This window comes from Salinisphaera japonica YTM-1 (assembly GCF_003788585.1).
Taxonomy (GTDB): domain Bacteria; phylum Pseudomonadota; class Gammaproteobacteria; order Nevskiales; family Salinisphaeraceae; genus Salinisphaera; species Salinisphaera japonica.
In genome coordinates this window covers 1-19,357 of the sequence record NZ_AYKG01000042.1, presented here as the reverse complement: position 1 = coordinate 19,357, position 19,357 = coordinate 1, and the positions used below count along the sequence as shown (strand labels likewise).

At 65.0% G+C, this 19,357-nt stretch carries 18 protein-coding genes; 10 read left to right on the top strand and 8 right to left on the bottom strand.

Going from position 1 to position 19,357, the window contains the following annotated elements:
* The first annotated feature begins 143 nt into the window (after positions 1-143).
* The 4 genes from SAJA_RS11955 to SAJA_RS11940 all read left to right on the top strand — a co-directional run bounded on the left by SAJA_RS11955 (position 144) and on the right by SAJA_RS11940 (position 4,283).
* A complete protein-coding gene (locus SAJA_RS11955; protein ID WP_123658908.1) occupies positions 144-824 on the top strand; it encodes a response regulator transcription factor in 681 nt (226 codons plus the stop codon).
* Entirely contained in the window at positions 814-2,103 is a 1,290-nt protein-coding gene (locus SAJA_RS11950; RefSeq protein ID WP_123658907.1) for a sensor histidine kinase, read from the top strand. The genes SAJA_RS11955 and SAJA_RS11950 overlap by 11 nt, the downstream gene beginning before the upstream one ends.
* A 124-nt stretch (positions 2,104-2,227) precedes the next feature.
* A complete protein-coding gene (locus SAJA_RS11945) occupies positions 2,228-3,307 on the top strand; it encodes a glycosyltransferase family 9 protein (RefSeq protein WP_123658906.1) in 1,080 nt (359 codons plus the stop codon).
* 16 nt (positions 3,308-3,323) lie between these two features.
* The gene (locus SAJA_RS11940) at positions 3,324-4,283 is read left to right on the top strand and encodes a chorismate transformation FkbO/Hyg5 family protein (RefSeq protein WP_123658905.1); all 960 of its coding nucleotides are present in this window, start codon (positions 3,324-3,326) and stop codon (positions 4,281-4,283) included.
* Between the two features lie 3 nt (positions 4,284-4,286).
* Here the strand turns inward: SAJA_RS11940 and SAJA_RS11935 are convergent, their stop codons facing one another.
* Positions 4,287-4,802: a gamma-glutamylcyclotransferase family protein gene (locus SAJA_RS11935; protein ID WP_123658904.1), complete on the bottom strand. Its 516-nt coding sequence runs from the start codon at positions 4,800-4,802 to the stop codon at positions 4,287-4,289.
* A gap of 134 nt (positions 4,803-4,936) precedes the next feature.
* Here SAJA_RS11935 and SAJA_RS11930 point away from each other — a divergent pair, with 134 nt between their 5' ends.
* Positions 4,937-6,079 carry a glycerate kinase gene (locus SAJA_RS11930; RefSeq protein WP_123658903.1) on the top strand — a complete coding sequence of 381 codons (1,143 nt, stop codon included), beginning with the start codon at positions 4,937-4,939 and terminating at the stop codon, positions 6,077-6,079.
* Between the two features lie 131 nt (positions 6,080-6,210).
* Entirely contained in the window at positions 6,211-7,176 is a 966-nt protein-coding gene (gene corA, locus SAJA_RS11925) for a magnesium/cobalt transporter CorA (RefSeq protein ID WP_123658902.1), read from the top strand.
* A 509-nt stretch (positions 7,177-7,685) separates the two neighbouring features.
* Here the strand turns inward: corA and SAJA_RS11920 are convergent.
* A complete protein-coding gene (locus SAJA_RS11920) occupies positions 7,686-8,447 on the bottom strand; it encodes an MlaA family lipoprotein (RefSeq protein ID WP_123658901.1) in 762 nt (253 codons plus the stop codon).
* Complete coding sequence (locus tag SAJA_RS11915; RefSeq protein WP_123658900.1) at positions 8,444-9,835, bottom strand: alpha/beta hydrolase; 1,392 nt, start codon at positions 9,833-9,835, stop codon at positions 8,444-8,446. Before SAJA_RS11915 ends, SAJA_RS11920 begins: the two co-directional genes overlap by 4 nt.
* A gap of 80 nt (positions 9,836-9,915) precedes the next feature.
* On the opposite strand from SAJA_RS11915, the gene SAJA_RS11910 reads away from it, so the two are divergent.
* Positions 9,916-10,932: an NAD(P)/FAD-dependent oxidoreductase gene (locus SAJA_RS11910; protein WP_123658899.1), complete on the top strand. Its 1,017-nt coding sequence runs from the start codon at positions 9,916-9,918 to the stop codon at positions 10,930-10,932.
* 42 nt (positions 10,933-10,974) lie between these two features.
* On the opposite strand, the gene SAJA_RS11905 is transcribed toward SAJA_RS11910, so the two are convergent.
* Entirely contained in the window at positions 10,975-12,288 is a 1,314-nt protein-coding gene (locus SAJA_RS11905) for an NAD(P)/FAD-dependent oxidoreductase (RefSeq protein ID WP_123658898.1), read from the bottom strand.
* 78 nt (positions 12,289-12,366) lie between these two features.
* On the bottom strand, positions 12,367-12,597 hold the full coding sequence (locus SAJA_RS11900; protein WP_123658897.1) for a hypothetical protein: 231 nt from the start codon (positions 12,595-12,597) through the stop codon (positions 12,367-12,369).
* A gap of 124 nt (positions 12,598-12,721) precedes the next feature.
* On the opposite strand from SAJA_RS11900, the gene SAJA_RS11895 reads away from it, so the two are divergent.
* Entirely contained in the window at positions 12,722-13,354 is a 633-nt protein-coding gene (locus tag SAJA_RS11895; RefSeq protein ID WP_245963314.1) for a superoxide dismutase family protein, read from the top strand.
* 50 nt (positions 13,355-13,404) lie between these two features.
* On the opposite strand, the gene SAJA_RS11890 is transcribed toward SAJA_RS11895, so the two are convergent.
* The 3 genes from SAJA_RS11890 to SAJA_RS11880 form a co-directional block, all read right to left on the bottom strand.
* A complete protein-coding gene (locus SAJA_RS11890) occupies positions 13,405-15,360 on the bottom strand; it encodes an OPT family oligopeptide transporter (RefSeq protein ID WP_123658895.1) in 1,956 nt (651 codons plus the stop codon).
* 8 nt (positions 15,361-15,368) lie between these two features.
* A complete protein-coding gene (locus tag SAJA_RS11885) occupies positions 15,369-16,268 on the bottom strand; it encodes a glycine betaine ABC transporter substrate-binding protein (protein WP_123658894.1) in 900 nt (299 codons plus the stop codon).
* Positions 16,269-16,335: 67 nt separating this feature from the next.
* Positions 16,336-16,878: a DUF421 domain-containing protein gene (locus SAJA_RS11880; RefSeq protein WP_123658893.1), complete on the bottom strand. Its 543-nt coding sequence runs from the start codon at positions 16,876-16,878 to the stop codon at positions 16,336-16,338.
* Between the two features lie 107 nt (positions 16,879-16,985).
* Between SAJA_RS11880 and asd the strand changes: the two genes are divergently transcribed.
* Complete coding sequence (gene asd / locus SAJA_RS11875) at positions 16,986-18,104, top strand: aspartate-semialdehyde dehydrogenase (protein WP_123658892.1); 1,119 nt, start codon at positions 16,986-16,988, stop codon at positions 18,102-18,104.
* A gap of 117 nt (positions 18,105-18,221) precedes the next feature.
* Entirely contained in the window at positions 18,222-19,298 is a 1,077-nt protein-coding gene (locus SAJA_RS11870; protein ID WP_123658891.1) for a threonine aldolase family protein, read from the top strand.
* The last annotated feature ends 59 nt before the right edge of the window (positions 19,299-19,357 follow it).

Here is a 19,357-nt window from a genome sequence, read left to right as displayed (position 1 = left end):
CTTGCCTAGCCAAATTTTGGGCGCCAACGCGGCGCTCGTACGAAACGGCAACAGCCCCTAGATTTGTAACATGCACGCATCACCGCACATGCGTATTAAGAATTCGTTTAGACTGACAGCCGGACGGCGTGGAAGGCCTGCACATGCGCATACTGGTCATCGAAGATAACGAAGATCTCGCAGCGAACATCATCGAGTTCCTGGCCGCGCGGGGCCACGTCATGGATAGCGCGACCGACGGCGTGACCGGCCTGCATCTGGCCGTGGTGCATGCCTTCGATGCCATCGTGCTGGATCTGATGCTGCCGGGCATCGACGGGCTGGCCCTGTGCGAGCGCCTGCGCGCCGAGGCCGATGCCCAGACGCCGATCCTGATGCTTACCGCGCGCGACACCATCGACGACAAGCTGGCCGGTTTCGCCGCCGGTGCTGATGATTATCTGATCAAACCGTTCTCGCTGCTCGAGCTGGAGGCCCGGCTGTCGGCCATCGGCAATCGCGGGCCGCGGCGTCAGGTGCATCATCTCAAGGCCGGGGATCTCACGCTGGATCTGGATACCTGGCAGGCCGAGCGGGCCGGCACGAAACTCACCCTCACGCCGACCGCGCTTCGCCTGCTGGAAGTGCTGCTGCGTGCCACGCCTCGGCTGGTACGCCGCGCCGAGCTGGAAACCGCGATCTGGGGCGATCATCCGCCGGATTCCGAAGCCCTGCGCACCCATATCCACGCCCTGCGCTCGGCCATCGACAAGCCCTTCGAGCGAGCCATGCTTCAGACCGTGCCGACCATGGGCTATCGCCTGATCGATCCGGATGCCGGCTAGATCACGCGTCAAGCGCCTGCTGGCCGGGCCGCGCATATCGCTGCAGTACCGGGTGGCCACAGCCCTGGCGCTATTCGTGGCGGTGGTGGTCAGCACCGTGTTGATCGCGCTGTTCACGATCAACGATCATCTCAAGACCGAGCTGCTCAACGGTATCGTCAGCCACGAGATGTCCGAGTTGGCCGAGGATTACCCCCAGGAAGGCGAGGCCGCCATTCCCCACTCGGCCAGCCTGATCGGCTATGTCGTGGGCCCCGACGAGCGCGATAACCTGCCGCCGGCACTACAGCTGCTGCCGCCGGGCATCAAGGGCATCACGGTGGATGTCGGTGAGCGCACGTATCGCGTGGGCACCCGCGAGATCGGCGATCAGCAGGCCTATCTGGCCTACGACATCACTGCGATCGAGGATCGCGAGGATCTGTTCAAGGCGATCGCGATCACCGCTGCCCTGATCGTGCTGGCACTGGCCGTGCCGCTGGGCTCGGCGATTGCCCGGATCAGTCTCAAGCCGATCAACGCGCTGGCCGAGCACCTGGGTCATTTGCATCCCGACCAACGCGCCGAGCCCCTGGCCGATCAGTTCGAGCATTACGAGGTCGGGGTCATCGCGCGAGCCTTTGATCGATTCATGGGCCGTCTGGATGAGTTCGTCGAGCGCGAGCGCAGTTTCACGGCCGATGCCAGCCACGAACTGCGCACGCCATTGGCGGTCATCCAGGGCGCGGTCGAGGTGCTGCAACAAGAGCCGCGCTTGGCCGACAGTGGCCCGCTCACGCGCATCGACCGGGCCTCGCACCAGATGGCCGAGCTGATCGAATCCCTGTTGTTTCTGGCCCGCGATGAACAGGCCGAGCCCGACGGTGCGGCGCCGCTGTGCCGGGCCGATCAGGTCGTCAACGAGGTGCTCGATGCCTATCGCCCGATGACTGCCGGCAAGCAGATCGAGATCGGCGTCATCGACGAACTGGAAGTGGCGGCCCCGCGCATCGCCCTGGTCATCGCCTTCGGTAATCTGTTGCGCAACGCGCTGCGCCACGGCGGTGATGAAATCCGTGTGACGTTGGCGGATCAACGCCTGATCGTGGCCGACAACGGCCACGGCATGAACACCGAGCAGATGCAGCACGTCTTCGAGCGCGGTTTTCGTACCGGCCCCGGCGCCGGGCTGGGCCTGGGTCTTTATCTGGTCAAACGCGTGGCCGATCGCTACGACTGGCGTATCCGCCTGGCCAGCCGGCCCGAGGAAGGCACCCAGATCGAGTTGCGTCTGGCATAAGCGCAACCGTGGCAACGGTCGCTGGCCGTTGCACTAATTGATGTTTTTTTAATGACAGAATGATGCGCTGATCAAATCAGAGCGTGCAGCCTGTGTCATCGCTTTGTCCGTTGCCGAGTTCTGCGTGACCGATTCGCGTGTCTCCTCGCACCCTGCCCCAAGCTGGGGCGAGCGTATTCGCCAATGGCGGCGTAACAATCGCCAGCGCTTCAACCGTACGCTGGCGCGCCTGTTCGGCACGTCGCGGGCCAAGCGTATGCCGCTGGCGCCCGATACGCGCCGTATTCTCGTCGTGCGGCTGAACAAGCGTCTGGGCAATATCCTGTTTCTCACCCCGATGCTGCGCAGCCTGTCGGCCTCGTTGCCCGAAGCACGTATCGATCTGGTCATCCAGAGCCCGGCCCAGGTGGCCCTGTTGCAAAGCCTGCCCGGCGTGGGCCAGGTCTATATCCAGCGCAACAGCCTGTTTGGCCTGCTCGGGCTGTTACGCACGATTCGTCGACAGCGCTATGACCTGGCTATCGATCCGACCGGCAACTCGGCCAGCAATCGCATGAGCATGGCGTTATCCGGCGCCCGACAGCGCCTGGGCTTTGCCAACAAGGATCAATGGCTGCCCCTGACCCATGCCGCCGGGCGCACGCAAAGCCGGCATCAGGCGCTACAGGCCGTGGAGCTGTTGAACGACGCGATCGCCGAGCCAGAGATCGAGTGTTTCGACACGCTGGCGGTTTTTCCCGACAACCAGGCCCGACAGGCCGCCGACCGCATCTGGCAGACCACCCTGGCCGGTCAGGCAGACGAGGCCCCGGTCATCGGTTTTTTCGCACGCGCGACCGGGCGCAAGCAGCTGCCACGCCACTGGTGGCAGGCCTGGATCATCGCCATGCGGGCCGCCGCCCCCAGCGCCGTGCTGGTCGAGATTCTGCCCGGCGACGATGCCCGCCCGATCAGCGACGAGCTGCCGCATGTGGCCATCAAGGCGCTGACCGAGCTGGCGGCCTTCATGGCCCGGTGCGATCAGTTCGTGGCCGCGGATTCCGGGCCCATGCATCTGGCCGCGGCCGCCGGCGTGCCTACCGTGGGCCTGTTTCAGGCCACCTCGCCGCGCGATTATGCCCCGCTCGGCCAATCGTGCATCAGCCTGGAGGGCAAACGCCTGACGCCCGAGCTTACCGCGCGTACCCTAGCCGCAAGACTCTGATCCGGACACATCAATAATGCGCGGTGATCGACTGGCCTGGCTGGCGGCTTCAAGCACGACCCAGCGCGCCGAGCTGGCGCATGTGGGCTATGACGATAGCGCCGGCGCCTCGGCCGCCTGCATGCCGCTGGCGCGTATCGCCGGTGATCTGACCGGCGAACGCTGGCTGACCGATCAGCCAACCACCCAGGCCGATATCTCGGGCTGGCAGGTCAGCGCCACGCCGTATCTGGCGTTTGCCAGCCGTTTCGTGCCCCCCGACGAGCGCGCACTGGCGGATACGGCACGCGCGGTGTATCAGGACCTGTTCGACGTCCAGCGCGAGACCGGCCTGACCTGGCCTCAGCGGGTCTGGCATGTGCTCTCCGATGTGGTCGGCGGCACGGGCGAGGCGCAGCGCTATCGCCAGTTCTGTCGTGGCCGCGCCGAAGCGCTGGCCACGCTCGACGACGAGCCGGCGTGTCGCTGGAACCCGCTGCCGCCGGCCACGCTGGTGGGCGGCGAGCGGCCCGGGCTGTGGGTTCAGGCCGTACTGGGCGATACGCCGGTTGCACCGGTGGAAAACCCGCGACAGGTCAGCGCCTGGGCCTACCCGCCCCGCTACGCCGAACGCGCGCCGGCCTTTGCCCGCGGAGCCGTCGTGACCGCGGGTGCCACGCGGTTTCTCATGATTTCAGGCACGGCGGCCATCGTGGGCCACGAGAGCCAATATCCGGGCGACGTGCTGGCCCAGTTCGATGAAGCACTGGCCAACGTAAGAGCCGTCATCGGGGCCGCAGCGCCACAGACCGGCCCACACGAGCTGGGCGATCTGGTCTGTTTGAAGCTCTATGTCCGACATGCCGGCGACGCCACGCGGCTGCTGGGCCACGCGCGGCGCCGCCTGCCGGACATGCCGATGGCCGCACTGGCCGCCACGGTCTGTCGCGACGAGCTGCTGGTCGAGCTTGAGGCGCATCTGCGCGTACGCGATTAGCCGTCAGCCGGCGGTCACGTTGGCCGGCGTTTCGTTGAGAATCTCGCGATTGGCACGAGCACGCTGGCTATCCGCATCGACCTGTGTGGCCACGGCGTTCAACCGCTCGATCCACGCGGCCGGCAGACCGTGGGCCCGCGCGCCGTCGAGCACGAAATCGCGATACCAGTCGAACGGCACCCGCGTGTCATCCAGCCACTCGGCACGCCCACGATAGACCGCGGCGGTCAACGTGTCGCCGGCGTGCTCGATCGGCAGTTCCAGGAAATCATAGGCCGGGCCTTCAGCCGCGTGCAGCGCCTCCAGACGCTCGGCATCCAGTTCAAAGGCCACGCCGTGCACGATCGCATCGGGCGCCTCGGTAGCCACGATATTGCACTTGCCGGAGTCATCCGCGCCGATCAGATGCCAGGCCAGACGATGACCGGCCAGCGTGGCGGCCCCCAGCGGACGCACGCTGGGCACGCGCCGAGCCAGGCGCGCGGTACACATGTTCGAGCCGTAAGCGAAATAGATCATGGTGTCGTCGTTACAAGAGCGTGGGCGCGATTCTATCGAAGACCACCGCTGGCGCGGCGGGCGGCGCCTCACGCCGGTGGCACGTGCCTTGCGTGGGCTACCATGTGTTGTCGTGAATCAACCAAGGCCCCGTGATGTCGGATCAACATATCGTGATCGCCCCAGACAGCTTCAAGGGCAGCCTCTCGGCGCGCGATGTCGCCGCGGCCCTGGCGGCCGGGCTGGCCGAATCGGCTCCAGGGCTTGTCATCACCCAGGCCCCCATGGCCGATGGCGGCGAAGGCCTGCTCATGGCGATTGCTGCCACCTGCCCCGGCAGCTGGCACAGCGCCGTACAGACCGGTATCCACGGGCGCTCGCTGGAAGCCCGCTGGTATGCCATGGACACGGGCACCGCGGTGATCGAGTCCGCCGAGGTGCTGGGCCTGCCCTTGATCGAGGCCACACCGGGCGCCCCGGATCTGGCCGGGCGCGGCAGCTATGCGCTTGGCACGCTGATCGCCGAGGTGCTGGATGACGGCTGGCGCGATATCGCCGTGGGGCTGGGCGGCAGTGCCTGCAACGATGCCGGCCTGGGGCTGCTGCTGGCGCTGGGGGCCGTGGCCACCGACCGCGCGGGCCATCCCGTATCGCCGGATATGAACGGGCTGTTGTCGCTGGCCCGGCTCGATCTGAGCGACCTCGACAGGCGCCTGGCCGATACCCGGCTGCGCGTGTTCTGTGATGTCGACAACCCGCTGCTCGGCGACAAAGGCGCCAGCCGTGTCTATGGCCCGCAGAAAGGCCTGGGCCCGGACGAGATCGCAGCCGTCGAGAACGCGTTCGATACGCTGGCCGTGCAAAGCCGTTTCCCTGATCGCGCGGATACCCCGGGCAGTGGCGCGGCCGGCGGCCTTGGCTTTGCCCTGGCCCTGTTGGGCGGCCGGCTGGAATCCGGTGCCAAAGCCGTGATCGAGCTCACCGGCCTGGCCCAGCGGATGCACGAGGCCGACCGGGTGATTACCGGCGAAGGCCGCTCGGATCGACAAACCCTGTCGGGCAAGCTGCCCATGGCGGTCGCGCGTGCCGCCGGCGACACGCCGACCTGGTTGGTCGCCGGCGATATCGAAGCCGAGGCACGCGAACAGCTGGCGGCCTGTTTCAAGCGTTGCATCACCCTGATCGAGACCGCCGGTGATCGCGACAGCGCCCTGGCCGAGCCCACGCGCTGGTTACACCAGATCGGCCGGGACATGGGCCGCCAGCTTGAAAATCCCGGCGCCAGCGGAACCGGCTGAGTGCGCGCTGCTCCGGCAACCGACCCGCCCGCTCAAAATCAAGGCACGCCGGATACGCTGATCGCGCGATGCTTTTGCCGGCCCGTGGCCCGGCTTATGATGCGCGTCTCGTTCTGCCACGCCGAGTCGTCATGCTGCGTTATTTCGTAATCGATCAGGATCGTATCGTCGAGCACAACAACGACGATGGCGGGGCCACCGGGGCCATCGACAACGCGCTGCAACGCGCCCACTGGATTGATGCCTTCGACGCCACGGACGCCGAGCGGGCCGCGCTCAACCGGTTTCTGACCGACGAGCTGCCCGAGGACGAGGAGGTCGAGGAGATCGAGTCCTCAGCACGCTACTTCGTCGACGCCGACGGCATCCACGTGCACTCGTTGTTTCTCTCGCAACACGACGGCCGCCACGATACCGATACCGTGGCCTTCATCCTGCAGCCCGAGCGCCTGATCAGCCTGCGTGACGACGAGCTGGCCGATTTTCGTCTGCTGCGCCTGCGCGCACGCGCCGGCCAGGTCGAGGCCGACAGCCCGCAGACACTGCTGGTGACCCTGTTCGATCAGAAGGTCGAGAACCTGGCCGACACGGTCGAGGATCTGCATCTGGATCTGGAAAAAGTCAGTCATACCGTGCTCGAGGACGAGGACGCCGACTACGAACAGGCCATCGATAACCTGGCCAAACTCGAGGATTCAGCCGGCAAGATCCGGCTGTGTCTGATGGATACCCAGCGCTCGATCAGTTTTCTGTTGCGCCACCTGCCGGCCCGCGCGCCGGGACGAGAGACCGCCCGCGAAACCCTGCGCGACGTCGATACGCTGATGAGCCATATCGCGTTTCTTTTCGACAAGATCAACTTCCTGATGGACTCCACCGTGAGCTTCATCAATATCGAACAGAACCAGATCATCAAGATCTTCTCGATCGCCGCCGTGGTCTTTCTGCCCCCCACCCTGATCGCCAGCATCTACGGCATGAACTTCGAACACATGCCGGAACTGGCCTGGCAATACGGCTACCCCATGGCCATCGGCCTGATGATCGCCGCCGGCATCGCGCCTTATCTGTTCTTCAAGCACAAGAACTGGCTTTGAGTTCTCACTCTGGGGCTGCGTTCTTTTAAAACTATCCGCAGATGGACGCAGATGACGCAGATGTGGGCCTGGCGGCCCGGCCGGCGCCGCGGCGGAATACGATCCAGAAGCCATCGGCTCGTTTTAAAAAAAGCAAAACCGACACGCCGTCGCCAGAATTTTTGCGGTTGCAGCGGCATCGCGTTTTCAGGCACTCGTCATCTTCTGCCGCAACCGTGCGCAGCTTCGACCGCGCGTTCAGCCGTGATGCCGCCCAACCACCAGGCCCCAATCTGCGTCATCTGCGAAATCTGCGGATAGCCCAGAAGAACGAAGCCCAAAACCGAAACGCCACGTCAGACCGCTCGTGCGCTTACAAATCCTGATGGGCCTCTCTTTCTTCTCCCCACAGCCTCCCGCCCGCTTTGGCCGAGCATTCAGCCGCGATATCAAACGTCTACCCGGCCCAGATCTGCGTCATCGGCGTGTATCTGCGGATTGCCCCGAAGAACGAAGCCCCGAACCAGAAACTACTGCGCCACCTTCAGCGCGCGATAGTTCTGATAGACCATACGCACCAGCAGATACTCGAAAGGCGAGCCGGTCTGGTAGTAGCGGAAGTTGGTCTGTTCGCGCTTGTTGAGCGCGAAAAAGACGTTGTAGGCCGCACTGGCCGGCAGGTTGCCGTTGATCTGTAGCGGGTCGATTACATAGAACAGGCCCTGATCGACGGCGATGCCACCGGCATCACGCATGTTCGACGGGCCGAAGAACGGCAGCACCAGATAAGGCCCGGTGCCGGCCCCGTAATGGCCCAGTGTCTGGCCGAAGTCTTCATCGCGCTGATTCAGCCCGATATGCGTGGCCGGATCGAAAAAGCCGGCCAGGCCCACCGTGGAGTTGATCACGAAGCGCGAGGCCGTCACCCCGGCGGATTTGGCCTTCAGCTGCAACACGCTGTTGGCAAAGGTGTTGATCTCGCCCAGATTGGAAAAGAAGTTACCAATACCGTCGCGCACCGGCTCGGGCGCGACGGTGTCATAGATATGCACCGCCGGCAGCAGCACGTAGCGATCGGTCAACGCGTTGAAGCGATAGATACGGCGGTTGAGCGGCGACAGGGGATCATCGATCGCCAGGGGGTTGGCCGTGGTCTGATCGGCCGGCACCGAGGCCGGCGTGTTGGGATCGACCGTCGAGGGCGGTGGCGTGGAGGCACAGCCGCCCAGCCCCAGGACGCCAATCACAAGAGCGCTGATCAACAAGATGGCCAGATAGCGTCGCGTATTCATGGTGCGAAATAATCCTGCAGTGCCGCGATAGTCTTTTGATAGCTCAAGTTACCCATATGCCCGCCGTTCGGGCGGACCCGGGCCCGCTCACCGAAGGTATCGCGTAGAAAAGCGACTTCCGAATCACCCAGAATCGGGTCATCGGCGCTGGTGAAGACCCGCATATCGTCATCGGCGGCCAGAAACGCCGCAATCGAGTGCAGATCGGCCTCTCGTATCAGCTCGGCCTTGGGCACGGACCGGCCATCGCGGTTCCAGTACGGCACCAGCAATTGCTCGATGTAATCGTCGAAGGTCATCGAGAACGATCGCTGGAAATACACGCCCAGATCGTCGTAGGGGCCTAGATCCACGTCCTCGGGCACGATCACATCCGAGTGGCTCAGCACATCGGCGGCAAAGGCCATATTAGCCAGCGACAGCCGAAAGGCCAGACCGATCAGCGCGCCGATATCATCCTGGTCGGCCGCGCCCGATTCATAGGCCTTGTAGAGAAAATCCTCGTTGAAGCGCAGCGATTCGTTCTTGGCATAGACGTTTTTCAACCCGCCCAGGCCCTTGGCCAGAAACTCCGGCACCTGAGTGATGCCGCCGGGCAGGCTCTTGTCCAGCAACGCATCCATGCGCCCGACCGAATCCCAGACGCTCACCGCCGGGTTGAGCAGAACCACGCGAGAGAAATCGAAGCGTTCGTCGGCGTCAGCGGCCGTGGCGTCGTGACGCGCGACAAACGCGGCCTCGGTCGCGCCCAGGCTCCAGCCGGTCAGCCCGTAGCCGGTGATATCGATCTGGCTGGCCGCGTCATCACGCACGGCATGCATCAGGCGATACAGATCGGCAACATCGGTGGGCATACGCCCCGGCACCGGGTGTTCGGCCGCGCCCAGCATGAAGGTCACCGCCGTCGGCGATGGCAGACAGGCCACGCTGTAACCGGCGGCATACAACGCCCGCGAAAGCAGCACGCACTTGCTCGATAGCGCCGAACTGCCCGTACCGGCGATCACGAACGCCAACGGCGCCGGCTTGGCCTGCGGTGTGAACATATAGTTCAACGGCCGCGCGTAGCGCAACGTGGACGGCGTATCGCGCGCAATCAGCGGCTCGATCTGGCGCACCGTGATCGGGGCGTCCTCGGGCAGTTTGGCCTTGAGCTTGTCAGGCGTGCCAAGCACCGTGGCCGTCAACGGATTCTTGATCGGATAGGGCGCGACAGGCCCGGTATTGGCCGCCACGCTTTCTGCCGCCGGGCCGTTGCTGGCCGTGTCCGGGCCGGGCGCGATGCCGCCGCCGCTCGCGCCCTCCACGCCGGGCCCGGTGGCACAGGCCGCCAGCATCAGCGACGTGGTGAGTAGTACGCTAATTCGAGAAACAATCAAACGAGGCACGAGACCGCTGTCTCCCTGACCGGGTCGAGTATTTGCTTCATCATACCTGTTTGAGCGCCGCTCTCTAGCCAAGGTGTTGCATGTCTAACGTTCTCGTCATCGGTGCCGGCGTGGCCGGCCTGTCTGCGGCCGAGTATCTCACCGCCGCCGGCCACGAGGTCGCGGTGGTCGACAAGGCCGCGCGGCCGGGCGGGCGCTGTGCCACGCGTCGTACCGACGTTGACCCGGCCGCGCCGTGGTTTGACTACGGCGCGCAGTATTTCACGGCCCGCTCGGATCTCTTTCGCCGCAGTATCCAGGCTGATCTCGAGGCCGGGCGGCTTGCGAACTGGCAGCCATCGATCAACATTGCCGAAAAGACCGACACCACCTGGCTGTTTTCGCCCTCGCCCGACGAACGCGAGCGTCTGATCGGCCCGCGCGGGCTCAATCGTTGGGTACGGGATCGCTTCGAACAGCTGCCCGTTGATGTCCAGTGCGAGCGTCGGGTCAATGCACTGCGCGGCGATGCCAAACAGTGGACCGCGCGCTTCGACCAGGGCGGGCCGATTCAGGCCACGCATATCCTTTTGACCATCCCCGCGGTTCAGGCCAAGGCGCTGCTCGGCCCGGCCGCACGGCGTATCGCGGCCCTCGGCAATACCCCGAACATCATGTCGGCCTGTCATACGCTGGTCGTCGAAGCCCCGGCCATCGACGGCGTGGAGGCTGTCTTCTTCAAGGACGGGGCCCTGTCCTGGGCGGCTGACAACACCCACAAGGGCGGTGATACGCGCAGCCCGCATCTCTGGACACTCAACGCTGACGCAAGCTATTCCGACAAGCACGTCGAGTCCTCGGCCGAGGAACTGGCCGACACCCTGATCGACGATTTCGTACAGGCCACGGCCACCCCGCGCGAGCAGGTTCGCCTGGTTCGCGGGCATCGCTGGCGCTATGCCCGGCCCGGCCCGGCCGCACCCGACGCCGATGATCGGTTCTGGGTGGACCGCCAAAAACGCCTGGCCCTGGCCGGCGACTGGCTGGCCGGCGGGCGTATCGAGGGCGCATGGTTATCCGGGCGCGGGGCCGCCGCGCGCCTGATCGGCGACGTTTGATCCGCCAAGCCGGGGCCAGCGGCCCCGGCTTGACGATATCCGCTAGTGCAGCTTCAACCGTGGCCGCAGCACGTTGTTGATGCCATCGACCACGGCCTTGAGCGTGGTCTTGATCAGCCCGTGGATCGCCCGCTGGTGCATGCGATAGAGCGAAACATAGAACAGCTTGGCCAGCCGGCCCTCGACCAGCAGGCCGCGTCCGGCGCCGCCGCCCATGAGATTACCCACGGCATCGAAATGGGCCAGCGAGATCAACGAGCCGAAATCTCGATACTTGAACGCTTTCAACGGCTTGCCGGCCATCGTGGCGCGCAGGTTCTTGTAAACGGTCGAGGCCATCTGGTGTGCCGACTGGGCACGCGGCGGCACCCACTTGTTCTCGCCCATCGGGCAGGCCGCGCAGTCGCCGATAGCGAAGATGCGCGCATCGTCGATACTGACCAACGTGTCGTTGACCCGTACCTGATGATTGGGCCGCGTGGTCAGCCCCAGCTGCGAGAGCGTATCGGCCCCGCGTACGCCCGCGGCCCACACCGTCAGATCGGCATCGATGCGGGTGCCGTCGTGGGTGGTGAAGCCCTGGGCATCGGCCTCGGTGATCTTCGTGTCGCAATGGATGCTCACGCCCAGCCGGTCCAGCTCGGCGGCCACGGAGGCGCCGATACGCTCGGGCAGGGCCGGCAGAACACGAGGCGCGGCCTCGATCAGATGAATATCGAGCTGGCTACGATCGATCTTCGAATAGCCATAGTTGGCGAACATTTCTGTGGCCGAGAGCAGCTCGGCGGATAGCTCCACGCCGGTCGCCCCGCCGCCGACGATCGCGATCGAAAGCTTGGCGGCATCGGCCGGGCCGTTTTCGGAGTGGCGAAGAAACGTGTTGAGCAACGCGCGACGAAAGCTCTCGGCCTGGGCCGTGCTGTCGAGGAAATAACAGTGCTCGGCCACGCCCGGCGTGCCGAAATCGTTGGACACGCTGCCCAGCGCCAGCACCAGATAATCGTAGCCCAGAGTGCGCTCGGCCAGGATCTGCTCGCCGTTGTCGTCATGGATCGGCGCCAGGCTGATCTGGCGGCTGTCACGGTCCAGGCCGGTCATCGCCCCCAGCTGGTAGCGATAGCCGTGGCTGCGCGCGTGCGCCGGGTAAGAGACCTCATCCAGGCTTTGATCCAGCGCGCCGGTGGCCACTTCGTGCAGCAACGGCTTCCAGATATGCGTGGGCTTGGCATCGACCAGCACGACCTCGGCTTCGCCGTCCCGGCCACGGCGCCGGCCGAGCTTGCGCCCGAGTTTGGTCACAAGCTCGAGCCCGCCGGCACCGCCGCCGACCACGACGATTCTGGGTTTATCCGTCATATCGATCTGTCCTTGAACCGCACGTCGAGACTGACTCGATGCATCATACTTTAGTATGAGATTGGCGTCGGCCTGGATTCAGCCATCGCCGCGCCGGCTGCGTGGCCCGCCCCGGCCGAAGACAAAACCGCCCAGCAACAGCGCCAGCGCGGCCAGCCCCATGATCACCAGCGCGCCGCGAAACGCGAGTGCCAGCATCACCGAAAACGACACGATACCGAACACGGCCAGCCCCAGGCACACCACGAGCCAGACCACACCGAGTGTGATGGCGATCGTACCCGTGCGTCGTTCCAATGTTTTGGTCATAGCAGCCTTCCTGGACTATCGAAAGATGTGTCGTTGGCCAGCCACACAGCCCGCGCGGCTGGCCAACGACCAGAGTTGTGTGCTTAAAGTGGCGGTTACTGATTCCATGTTCGACCCAAACGTCATGAACAAGCATCTTCTAACCGGCCTCATCGCGCTTGCCGGTACAACGGCCGTCAGTGTCCCCGCGCTTGCCGCGCAGACCACGAACAAGAACGAGGACAAGCCACAGGCCGCCATCGCCGTGGTCCACGGCACGAAGGCCACGCCCGATGCCCACGCCGTGGTGCGCTTCACGCCCACGAAACAGGGCCTGGCCTACACCACCGAGGCACACGGCCTGGCGCCCGGCAAGCACGGGTATCACCTGCATATCTACGGGGATTGCTCGGCCGCGGACGCAACCTCGGCCGGCACGCATTACAACCTGAAGGGCAGCTCGCTCAACCCGCCGGCCGACATCGATCGCATCACCGGCAATCTGGGTGAACTGGTCGCCGATGCCAACGGCGATGCGCGCGACAAGGGCTTGATTGACAACGCCAAGCTCAAGGGCAAGAAATCGATCATCGGTCGCGCCGTGATCATTCATGAAAAACCCAACGATGCCAGCCAGCCGCCGATCGGCGCGGCCGGCTCGCGCCAGGCCTGCGGCGTGATCGGCATCGCCGATCCGGCCTCGATCAGCCAGCCGGCAATGACCGACGAGAGCAATGCCGCCGACGCCGAAAAAGCCAAGGGCGAAAGCGCGCAATAAGTCGTCCAGCACGGCCCGGCGCTACAAGAGCGCCGGGCCGGGTGGGCCGGTCAGGCCCGCGCTGCGGCGTGTTTTGCGGTCTGGCGATAGAGCCAGACGGTGGTGGCACTAAACACCACGACACCGAGCAGCAGGCCGATCGGGGCATAGCCGGCCCCCACGATCGCCAGGGGCGCATCGCTGCCCGTGATCGCGACCAGTCCGGCAAACACCACGCCGAACAACGACTCGCCCACGATCAGCCCGGTTGCCGTCAGAATACCCAGACGTTTGGCCCGGGCCGGATCGGGACAGCGCCGTGCCCGGCGTTCGTAGACCCAGCCCAGAATCGCGCCGATGACCACCGGCAGCACGATGACCATGGGTAGATACACGCCGATGCCGATGGCAAGCGGCGGCAGACGCAGACCGCCCCGGCGCATCTGAAGCGCATCGAGCGCAATGGCCGCGGCGCCCACCAGCCCGCCGATGCCGATCATCGACCAGTTCAGGTTTCCGCCCAGCACGCCTTGTGCCAGCGATGAGATGAGTGCGGCCTGTGGCGCGGGCAGCGCGTTGTCGCCGGCACCGGGCATGCCGGCAAAGCCGAAAGCATTGGCCAGCAGCGACATCACCGGCGGAATCACCAGCGAGCCGAAGACCACGCCACAGATCAGTGCGACCTGTTGCTTCCACGGGGTTGCCCCCACCAGCTGGCCGGTCTTGAGATCCTGCAGATTGTCGTTGGAAATCGTGGCCACACCGAACACCACGGCCGTGACGATCAGCGCATAGGCCACGAGTGCCGCGGTGGTGTCGGCATCATGATCGCGCCCGAAAAACAGCGCCAGCAGAAGCGCCGCGGCCACGATCGCCAGGATGCCGATGCCCGATATCGGGCTGTTCGACGAGCCGATCAGGCCGGCCATATAACCGGCCACCGCCGCGATCACGATGCCGGCGATGACCACGAAAACCAGAGAACCGGCGATCAGTGCCGGGGCGGAAGACGCCAACGCGCCGCCGGCGATCAAGGTGTGCAACAGGATACCGATCGGCACGAGCAGCAGCAGCGACACGACGGCCACGATGCCCATCGGCAGATCACGCTCGGCCACCGGCCGGACACTGGCGCCGCGGCCGCGAGAAGCCGCCAGGGCACTGCGGATACCGCCGATCACCGGGCCGATGATACGGCCCAGCGTCCAGAGCGCGGCCACGCCGATCACCCCTGCCCCCAGGAAACGCACATCGCTTGCGAAGACAGTCTGGGCCACGTGCTCGGCCGAGCCCGACACGCCGCTGGCTGCCGTGAGCACCGGCAAGGCAATGCCCGAGCCCACGATGAGCCCGACCAGCATGGCCATGCCCACCGATAGCCCCACCAGATGCCCCGCGCCCAGCAGGGCAAACGATAGACCGCCCCACAGGCCGGTTGCCGCCGGGCCGATCTTGAACCAGACCGCGGCCTCGCTGGCGACCAGCCGTGTTTGTGCGGCCAGCGCATAGACCGCCGAGACCAGCCCGCCGGTCACGATCAAGCGCAGGCCGACGGCAGCATCGGCGCCGCCCTCGCGCGAGCCGGCACCCACGTGCAGCACCTCGGCCGCGGCCCGGCCTTCGGGAAACGGCAGCTCGGAATCCACCACCAGCGCACGCCGCAGCGGTACCGAGAACATCACGCCCAGCAGGCCACCGGTCATGCAGATCGCGGCCGTGGTGACAAAATCAAAACCCTGCCACCAGCCGATCATGACCAGACCGGGCAGCACGAAGATGATCGCCGACAGCGTGCCCGCCGCCGAGGCCACGGTCTGCACGATATTGTTCTCGACGATGCTCGAATCCGAGACGCCGCGCAGGATCGCCATCGAGATGACCGCGGCCGGGATCGAGGTGGCAAACGTCAGGCCCACCTTCAGGCCCAGATAGACGTTGGCCGCGGTGAAAAAGACCGTGATCAGGCCGCCGAGCAGCACGGCCCGCAGGGTGAGCTCTACCTGGCCCGGGTGACGGGTCTCAGACATGGCCGGGCCTATCGATCATCATCACGCGACTCGCCCGACGGGCCCAGCCAGGTGGCGATCATCTCGCGCTCGTTGGCGACAAAACGCTCGGCGGCCGCATCGTAAGAGCTCGCATTGGCATCGGCCAGCAGATCGTTGATCTTGGAAAGCGGCACGGTCATGCGCGAAAAGAACGCCGCGATCTCCGGGTGCCCGGCCTTGATCGACGGGTTGGCGATGATATCGACATGCTCACGGCCGCCCAGCAGCCCCTTGGGATCATCCAGATAGCGCAGGTCGTAACGTTCCCACATCCAGTGCGGGCTCCAACCGGTGACCACGATCCATTCCTGATGATCGATAGCGCGCGCCAGAGCCGCGGTCATCGCCGGGCCGCTGGCCGTCACCAGGCGCAGATTGTCTTTCAGATCGTAGGCATCCATGGCCTGGCGCGAGAGCTGCATCTCGCCCGCACCGGCCGAGATACCCTGGATACGCCCGTCCAGCTTGTCGGCGATCGCCGGCTTTTTCAGATCAGCGATACTGCCCAGCTGATCCTCGGGCACGTAAGCGGGCACCACCCAGCCGAGCCGGGCGCCGTTGTAGAGCGTGCCCAGCACGTCGACATCGTCTTTCACGCGGGCCATGTAATCAGCGTGAGTCTTGGGCAACCATGCGGCCAGAAACAGGCTGTTCTCGTTGCGCGCGGTGCCCAGAAAACACACGCCCACCGAGGCCGACTGCAACGTGACGTCCACGTCGTAGTGTGCTTCCAGCACGTCGGCGGCCACGCGGCTCAGGGCCTCATCGGCCGCGTAGTTGTCGGTATAGATGGTGATCTCGGTGGCCGCGGCGGCGGTGCCGGCCAGCCCCAGTGCCAGCGCGCCGATCAGCGCCTGCTGCAGCACTTTGAATCCCTGTCGTCCCATCATGTCCCCCTCGATGCGAAAGCGGCCAACCTAGCGTATTTACACGATCTCGGCGAGCCGCTGGCCCTCAGTGATCAGAATGATCACGCACGTTGTCCAGAATCCATGGCCGGGACTCGGCCAGCCGCGGATGCTCGCCGTGCAGGACATGGATCGTGCCCGTGCCCTCCATGACCACGGCCCGCACTTCGGCCAGGTCCGAGACGTTGGCCGCCCGGAGATGGGTGCGCAGATCGTCTTCGGTCACCCGCGCGATCACCAGATTGCGGTGGCGCAGCACGCCGCCCTCGCCCATCAACAGGATCGGCCGGTTATCGACCGTGCGCTCGGCGATCCGACGCCGGGCACGCACGTGCGATACCCCCAGCTGCAGGACATACAGCACGACCAGCGCCGCAGCGCCCTGGGCCAGCGGCGGGCTGGACGTAGCCACGGTGGTCGCGATCAACGAGCCCACGGCCACGCTGACTGCGATATCGAAGGTCGACATTTCGGCAAAACTGCGCACGCCGGATATCCGGGCACAGCAGATCAGCAGGACATACATGCCCAGCGTAGAGGCCGCCACGGCAGCCAGTGCGCGCGGTTCGGTGATAAACCAGTTCAACATGACAACATCGCGATCTATTCGCGAGTGGGTGGATCAGCGCGGCGATGCTCGAACAAACCGCGTTAACATGAAATGATGAACCTCACACGATTTAACGGGATATCAGCATGTTGAAAGTCGGATTCGTCGGCTGGCGCGGCATGGTTGGCTCGGTGCTCATGGAGCGCATGCTGGCCGATAATGATTACGAGGGCCTCGCGCCGACGTTCTTTTCGACCTCGCAGGCCGGCCAGCCCGGCCCGGACATCGGCCGCGACGTACCGGCCCTGGCGGATGCCAGGGATCTGGATGCGCTGGCGGCCATGGACGTCATCGTGACCTGTCAGGGCGGCGACTACACCGGCGAGGTCTATGGCCCGCTGCGCGCCTCCGGCTGGGATGGTTACTGGATCGATGCCGCCAGCAAGCTGCGTATGGCCGATGACACGACCATCATCCTCGACCCGGTCAATCGCGACGTGATCGACGCCGAGCTGGCGCGCGGCACCAAGACATTCTGTGGCGGCAACTGCACGGTCAGCCTGATGATGCTCGCGCTCGGCGGGCTGTTCGAGGCCGATCTGATCGAGTGGATGTCGGCGATGACCTATCAGGCCGCCTCGGGTGCCGGGGCCGCCAACATGCGCGAGCTGCTGTTGCAGATGGGCAGCCTGCACGACGCGGTCGCCGACCAGCTGGCCACCCCGGATTCGGCCATTCTGGATATCGATCGCAAGATCACCGACACCATGAACAGCGCGGATTTCCCCACCGCGGAATTCGGCCACCCGCTGGCCGGCTCCGCCCTGCCCTGGATCGACTCGCTCATCGATGAGACCGGCCAGTCCAAGGAGGAATGGAAGGCCGGTGCCGAGTCCAACAAGATCATGGGCCGCACCGAGGCCCCGATCCCGATGGACGGTATCTGTGTGCGTATCGGCTCCATGCGCTGTCATGCCCAGGCGTTCACGATCAAGCTCAAGAAAGATCTGCCGATCGCCGAGATCGAAAAACTGATCGCCGATCACAACGACTGGGTCAAACTCGTGCCCAACGAAAAAGATGCCAGCAACGAGCGGCTTACCGCCGCAGCCGTTTCCGGCACGCTGGATATCCCGGTCGGGCGCGTGCGCAAACTGGCCATGGGCGGCGAATATCTGACCGCCTACACCGTGGGCGACCAGCTGCTCTGGGGCGCGGCCGAGCCGTTGAAACGCATGCTGGCTATCCTGCGCAAGCAGCTTTAAAGCCGGCGCTTGTCATGATGACGACGCCGCCTGCGGGCGGCGTTTTTCGTTCACGCCGTGCAACACCGGGCTGGCCTGCTCAACTGCCGTATCGATACGGCACGACAAGGTGATTCGATGTCTCAAACCGCTCAACAAACCGCCCCCGTCACGCGCGCCCGTTATCTGGCCAGTGACAACACCTCCGGCCTGTGCCCCGAGGCCATGGATTACCTGGCACGGGCCAACGTGGCCGACGACCTGGCCTATGGCAACGACGCATGGACCACAGCCGCCAGCGATGGCTTTCGTGATCTGTTTGAAACCGATTGCGAAGTGTTTTTCGTCTTCAACGGCACCGCGGCCAACTCCCTGGCCCTGGCCTCGCTGTGCCAGAGCTATCACAGCGTGATCTGTCACGAGCTGGCCCATATCGAAACCGATGAATGCGGCGGCCCGGAGTTCTTTTCCAACGGCTCCAAGCTCTTGACCGTGGCCGGCGACAACGGGCGCATCACGCCCGAGGGCATCGAGGCCACGGTCACCAAGCGCGGGGATATTCATTATCCGCGGCCCAAGGTCGTCTCGCTGACCCAGGCCACCGAAGTCGGCACCGTCTATGATCTGGCCGATCTACGCGCGATCCGCGAAGTCGCCGACCGGCACGATCTACGCGTGCACATGGACGGCGCCCGGTTTGCCAATGCCTGTGCCAGCCTGGAGGTCTCCCCGGCCGAGCTGACCTGGCGCGCCGGCGTGGACGTGCTTTGTTTCTCCGGCACGAAGAACGGCCTGGGCTTTGGTGAGGCCGTGATCTTTTTCGACAAGCGCCTGGCGCTGGATTTCGAGTATCGCTGCAAGCAGGCCGGCCAGCTGGCCTCGAAGATGCGCTATCTGTCAGCCCCCTGGCTGGGCTTGCTGGAGACCGGCGCCTGGCTCACCAATGCCCGTCATGCCAACGCCATGGCACAACGCCTTAGCGACGGCCTGACGGACATCGATCACGTCACGCCCATGTTCGACACCCAGGCCAACAGCGTGTTTCTCCAGATGCCGGCCGATCTACAGGCGGGCCTGCGCGATGTCGGCTGGACGTTCTACACCTTCATTGGCGAAGGCGGCGTGCGTTTCGTATGCAGCTGGAACACCACGCCCGAGCTGATCGACGAGCTGATCGCCAATCTGAAGCAGGCGGCCACGCGGCTGGGCTACTGACCCGGCCGCGCCGGACAATAGCCGGGCTAGGGCCTGTTGCCGTTTCATACGAGCCCGCT

Coding starts and splice junctions, on each gene's coding strand:
- SAJA_RS11955 (WP_123658908.1), top strand. CDS start 144: ATGCGCATACTGGTCATCGAAGATAACGAAGATCTCGCAGCGAACATC.
- SAJA_RS11950 (WP_123658907.1), top strand. CDS start 814: ATGCCGGCTAGATCACGCGTCAAGCGCCTGCTGGCCGGGCCGCGCATA.
- SAJA_RS11940 (WP_123658905.1), top strand. CDS start 3,324: ATGCGCGGTGATCGACTGGCCTGGCTGGCGGCTTCAAGCACGACCCAG.
- SAJA_RS11935 (WP_123658904.1), bottom strand. CDS start 4,802: ATGATCTATTTCGCTTACGGCTCGAACATGTGTACCGCGCGCCTGGCT.
- SAJA_RS11930 (WP_123658903.1), top strand. CDS start 4,937: ATGTCGGATCAACATATCGTGATCGCCCCAGACAGCTTCAAGGGCAGC.
- corA (WP_123658902.1), top strand. CDS start 6,211: ATGCTGCGTTATTTCGTAATCGATCAGGATCGTATCGTCGAGCACAAC.
- SAJA_RS11920 (WP_123658901.1), bottom strand. CDS start 8,447: ATGAATACGCGACGCTATCTGGCCATCTTGTTGATCAGCGCTCTTGTG.
- SAJA_RS11910 (WP_123658899.1), top strand. CDS start 9,916: ATGTCTAACGTTCTCGTCATCGGTGCCGGCGTGGCCGGCCTGTCTGCG.
- SAJA_RS11905 (WP_123658898.1), bottom strand. CDS start 12,288: ATGACGGATAAACCCAGAATCGTCGTGGTCGGCGGCGGTGCCGGCGGG.
- SAJA_RS11900 (WP_123658897.1), bottom strand. CDS start 12,597: ATGACCAAAACATTGGAACGACGCACGGGTACGATCGCCATCACACTC.
- SAJA_RS11895 (WP_245963314.1), top strand. CDS start 12,722: ATGAACAAGCATCTTCTAACCGGCCTCATCGCGCTTGCCGGTACAACG.
- SAJA_RS11890 (WP_123658895.1), bottom strand. CDS start 15,360: ATGTCTGAGACCCGTCACCCGGGCCAGGTAGAGCTCACCCTGCGGGCC.
- SAJA_RS11885 (WP_123658894.1), bottom strand. CDS start 16,268: ATGGGACGACAGGGATTCAAAGTGCTGCAGCAGGCGCTGATCGGCGCG.
- SAJA_RS11880 (WP_123658893.1), bottom strand. CDS start 16,878: ATGTTGAACTGGTTTATCACCGAACCGCGCGCACTGGCTGCCGTGGCG.
- asd (WP_123658892.1), top strand. CDS start 16,986: ATGTTGAAAGTCGGATTCGTCGGCTGGCGCGGCATGGTTGGCTCGGTG.
- SAJA_RS11870 (WP_123658891.1), top strand. CDS start 18,222: ATGTCTCAAACCGCTCAACAAACCGCCCCCGTCACGCGCGCCCGTTAT.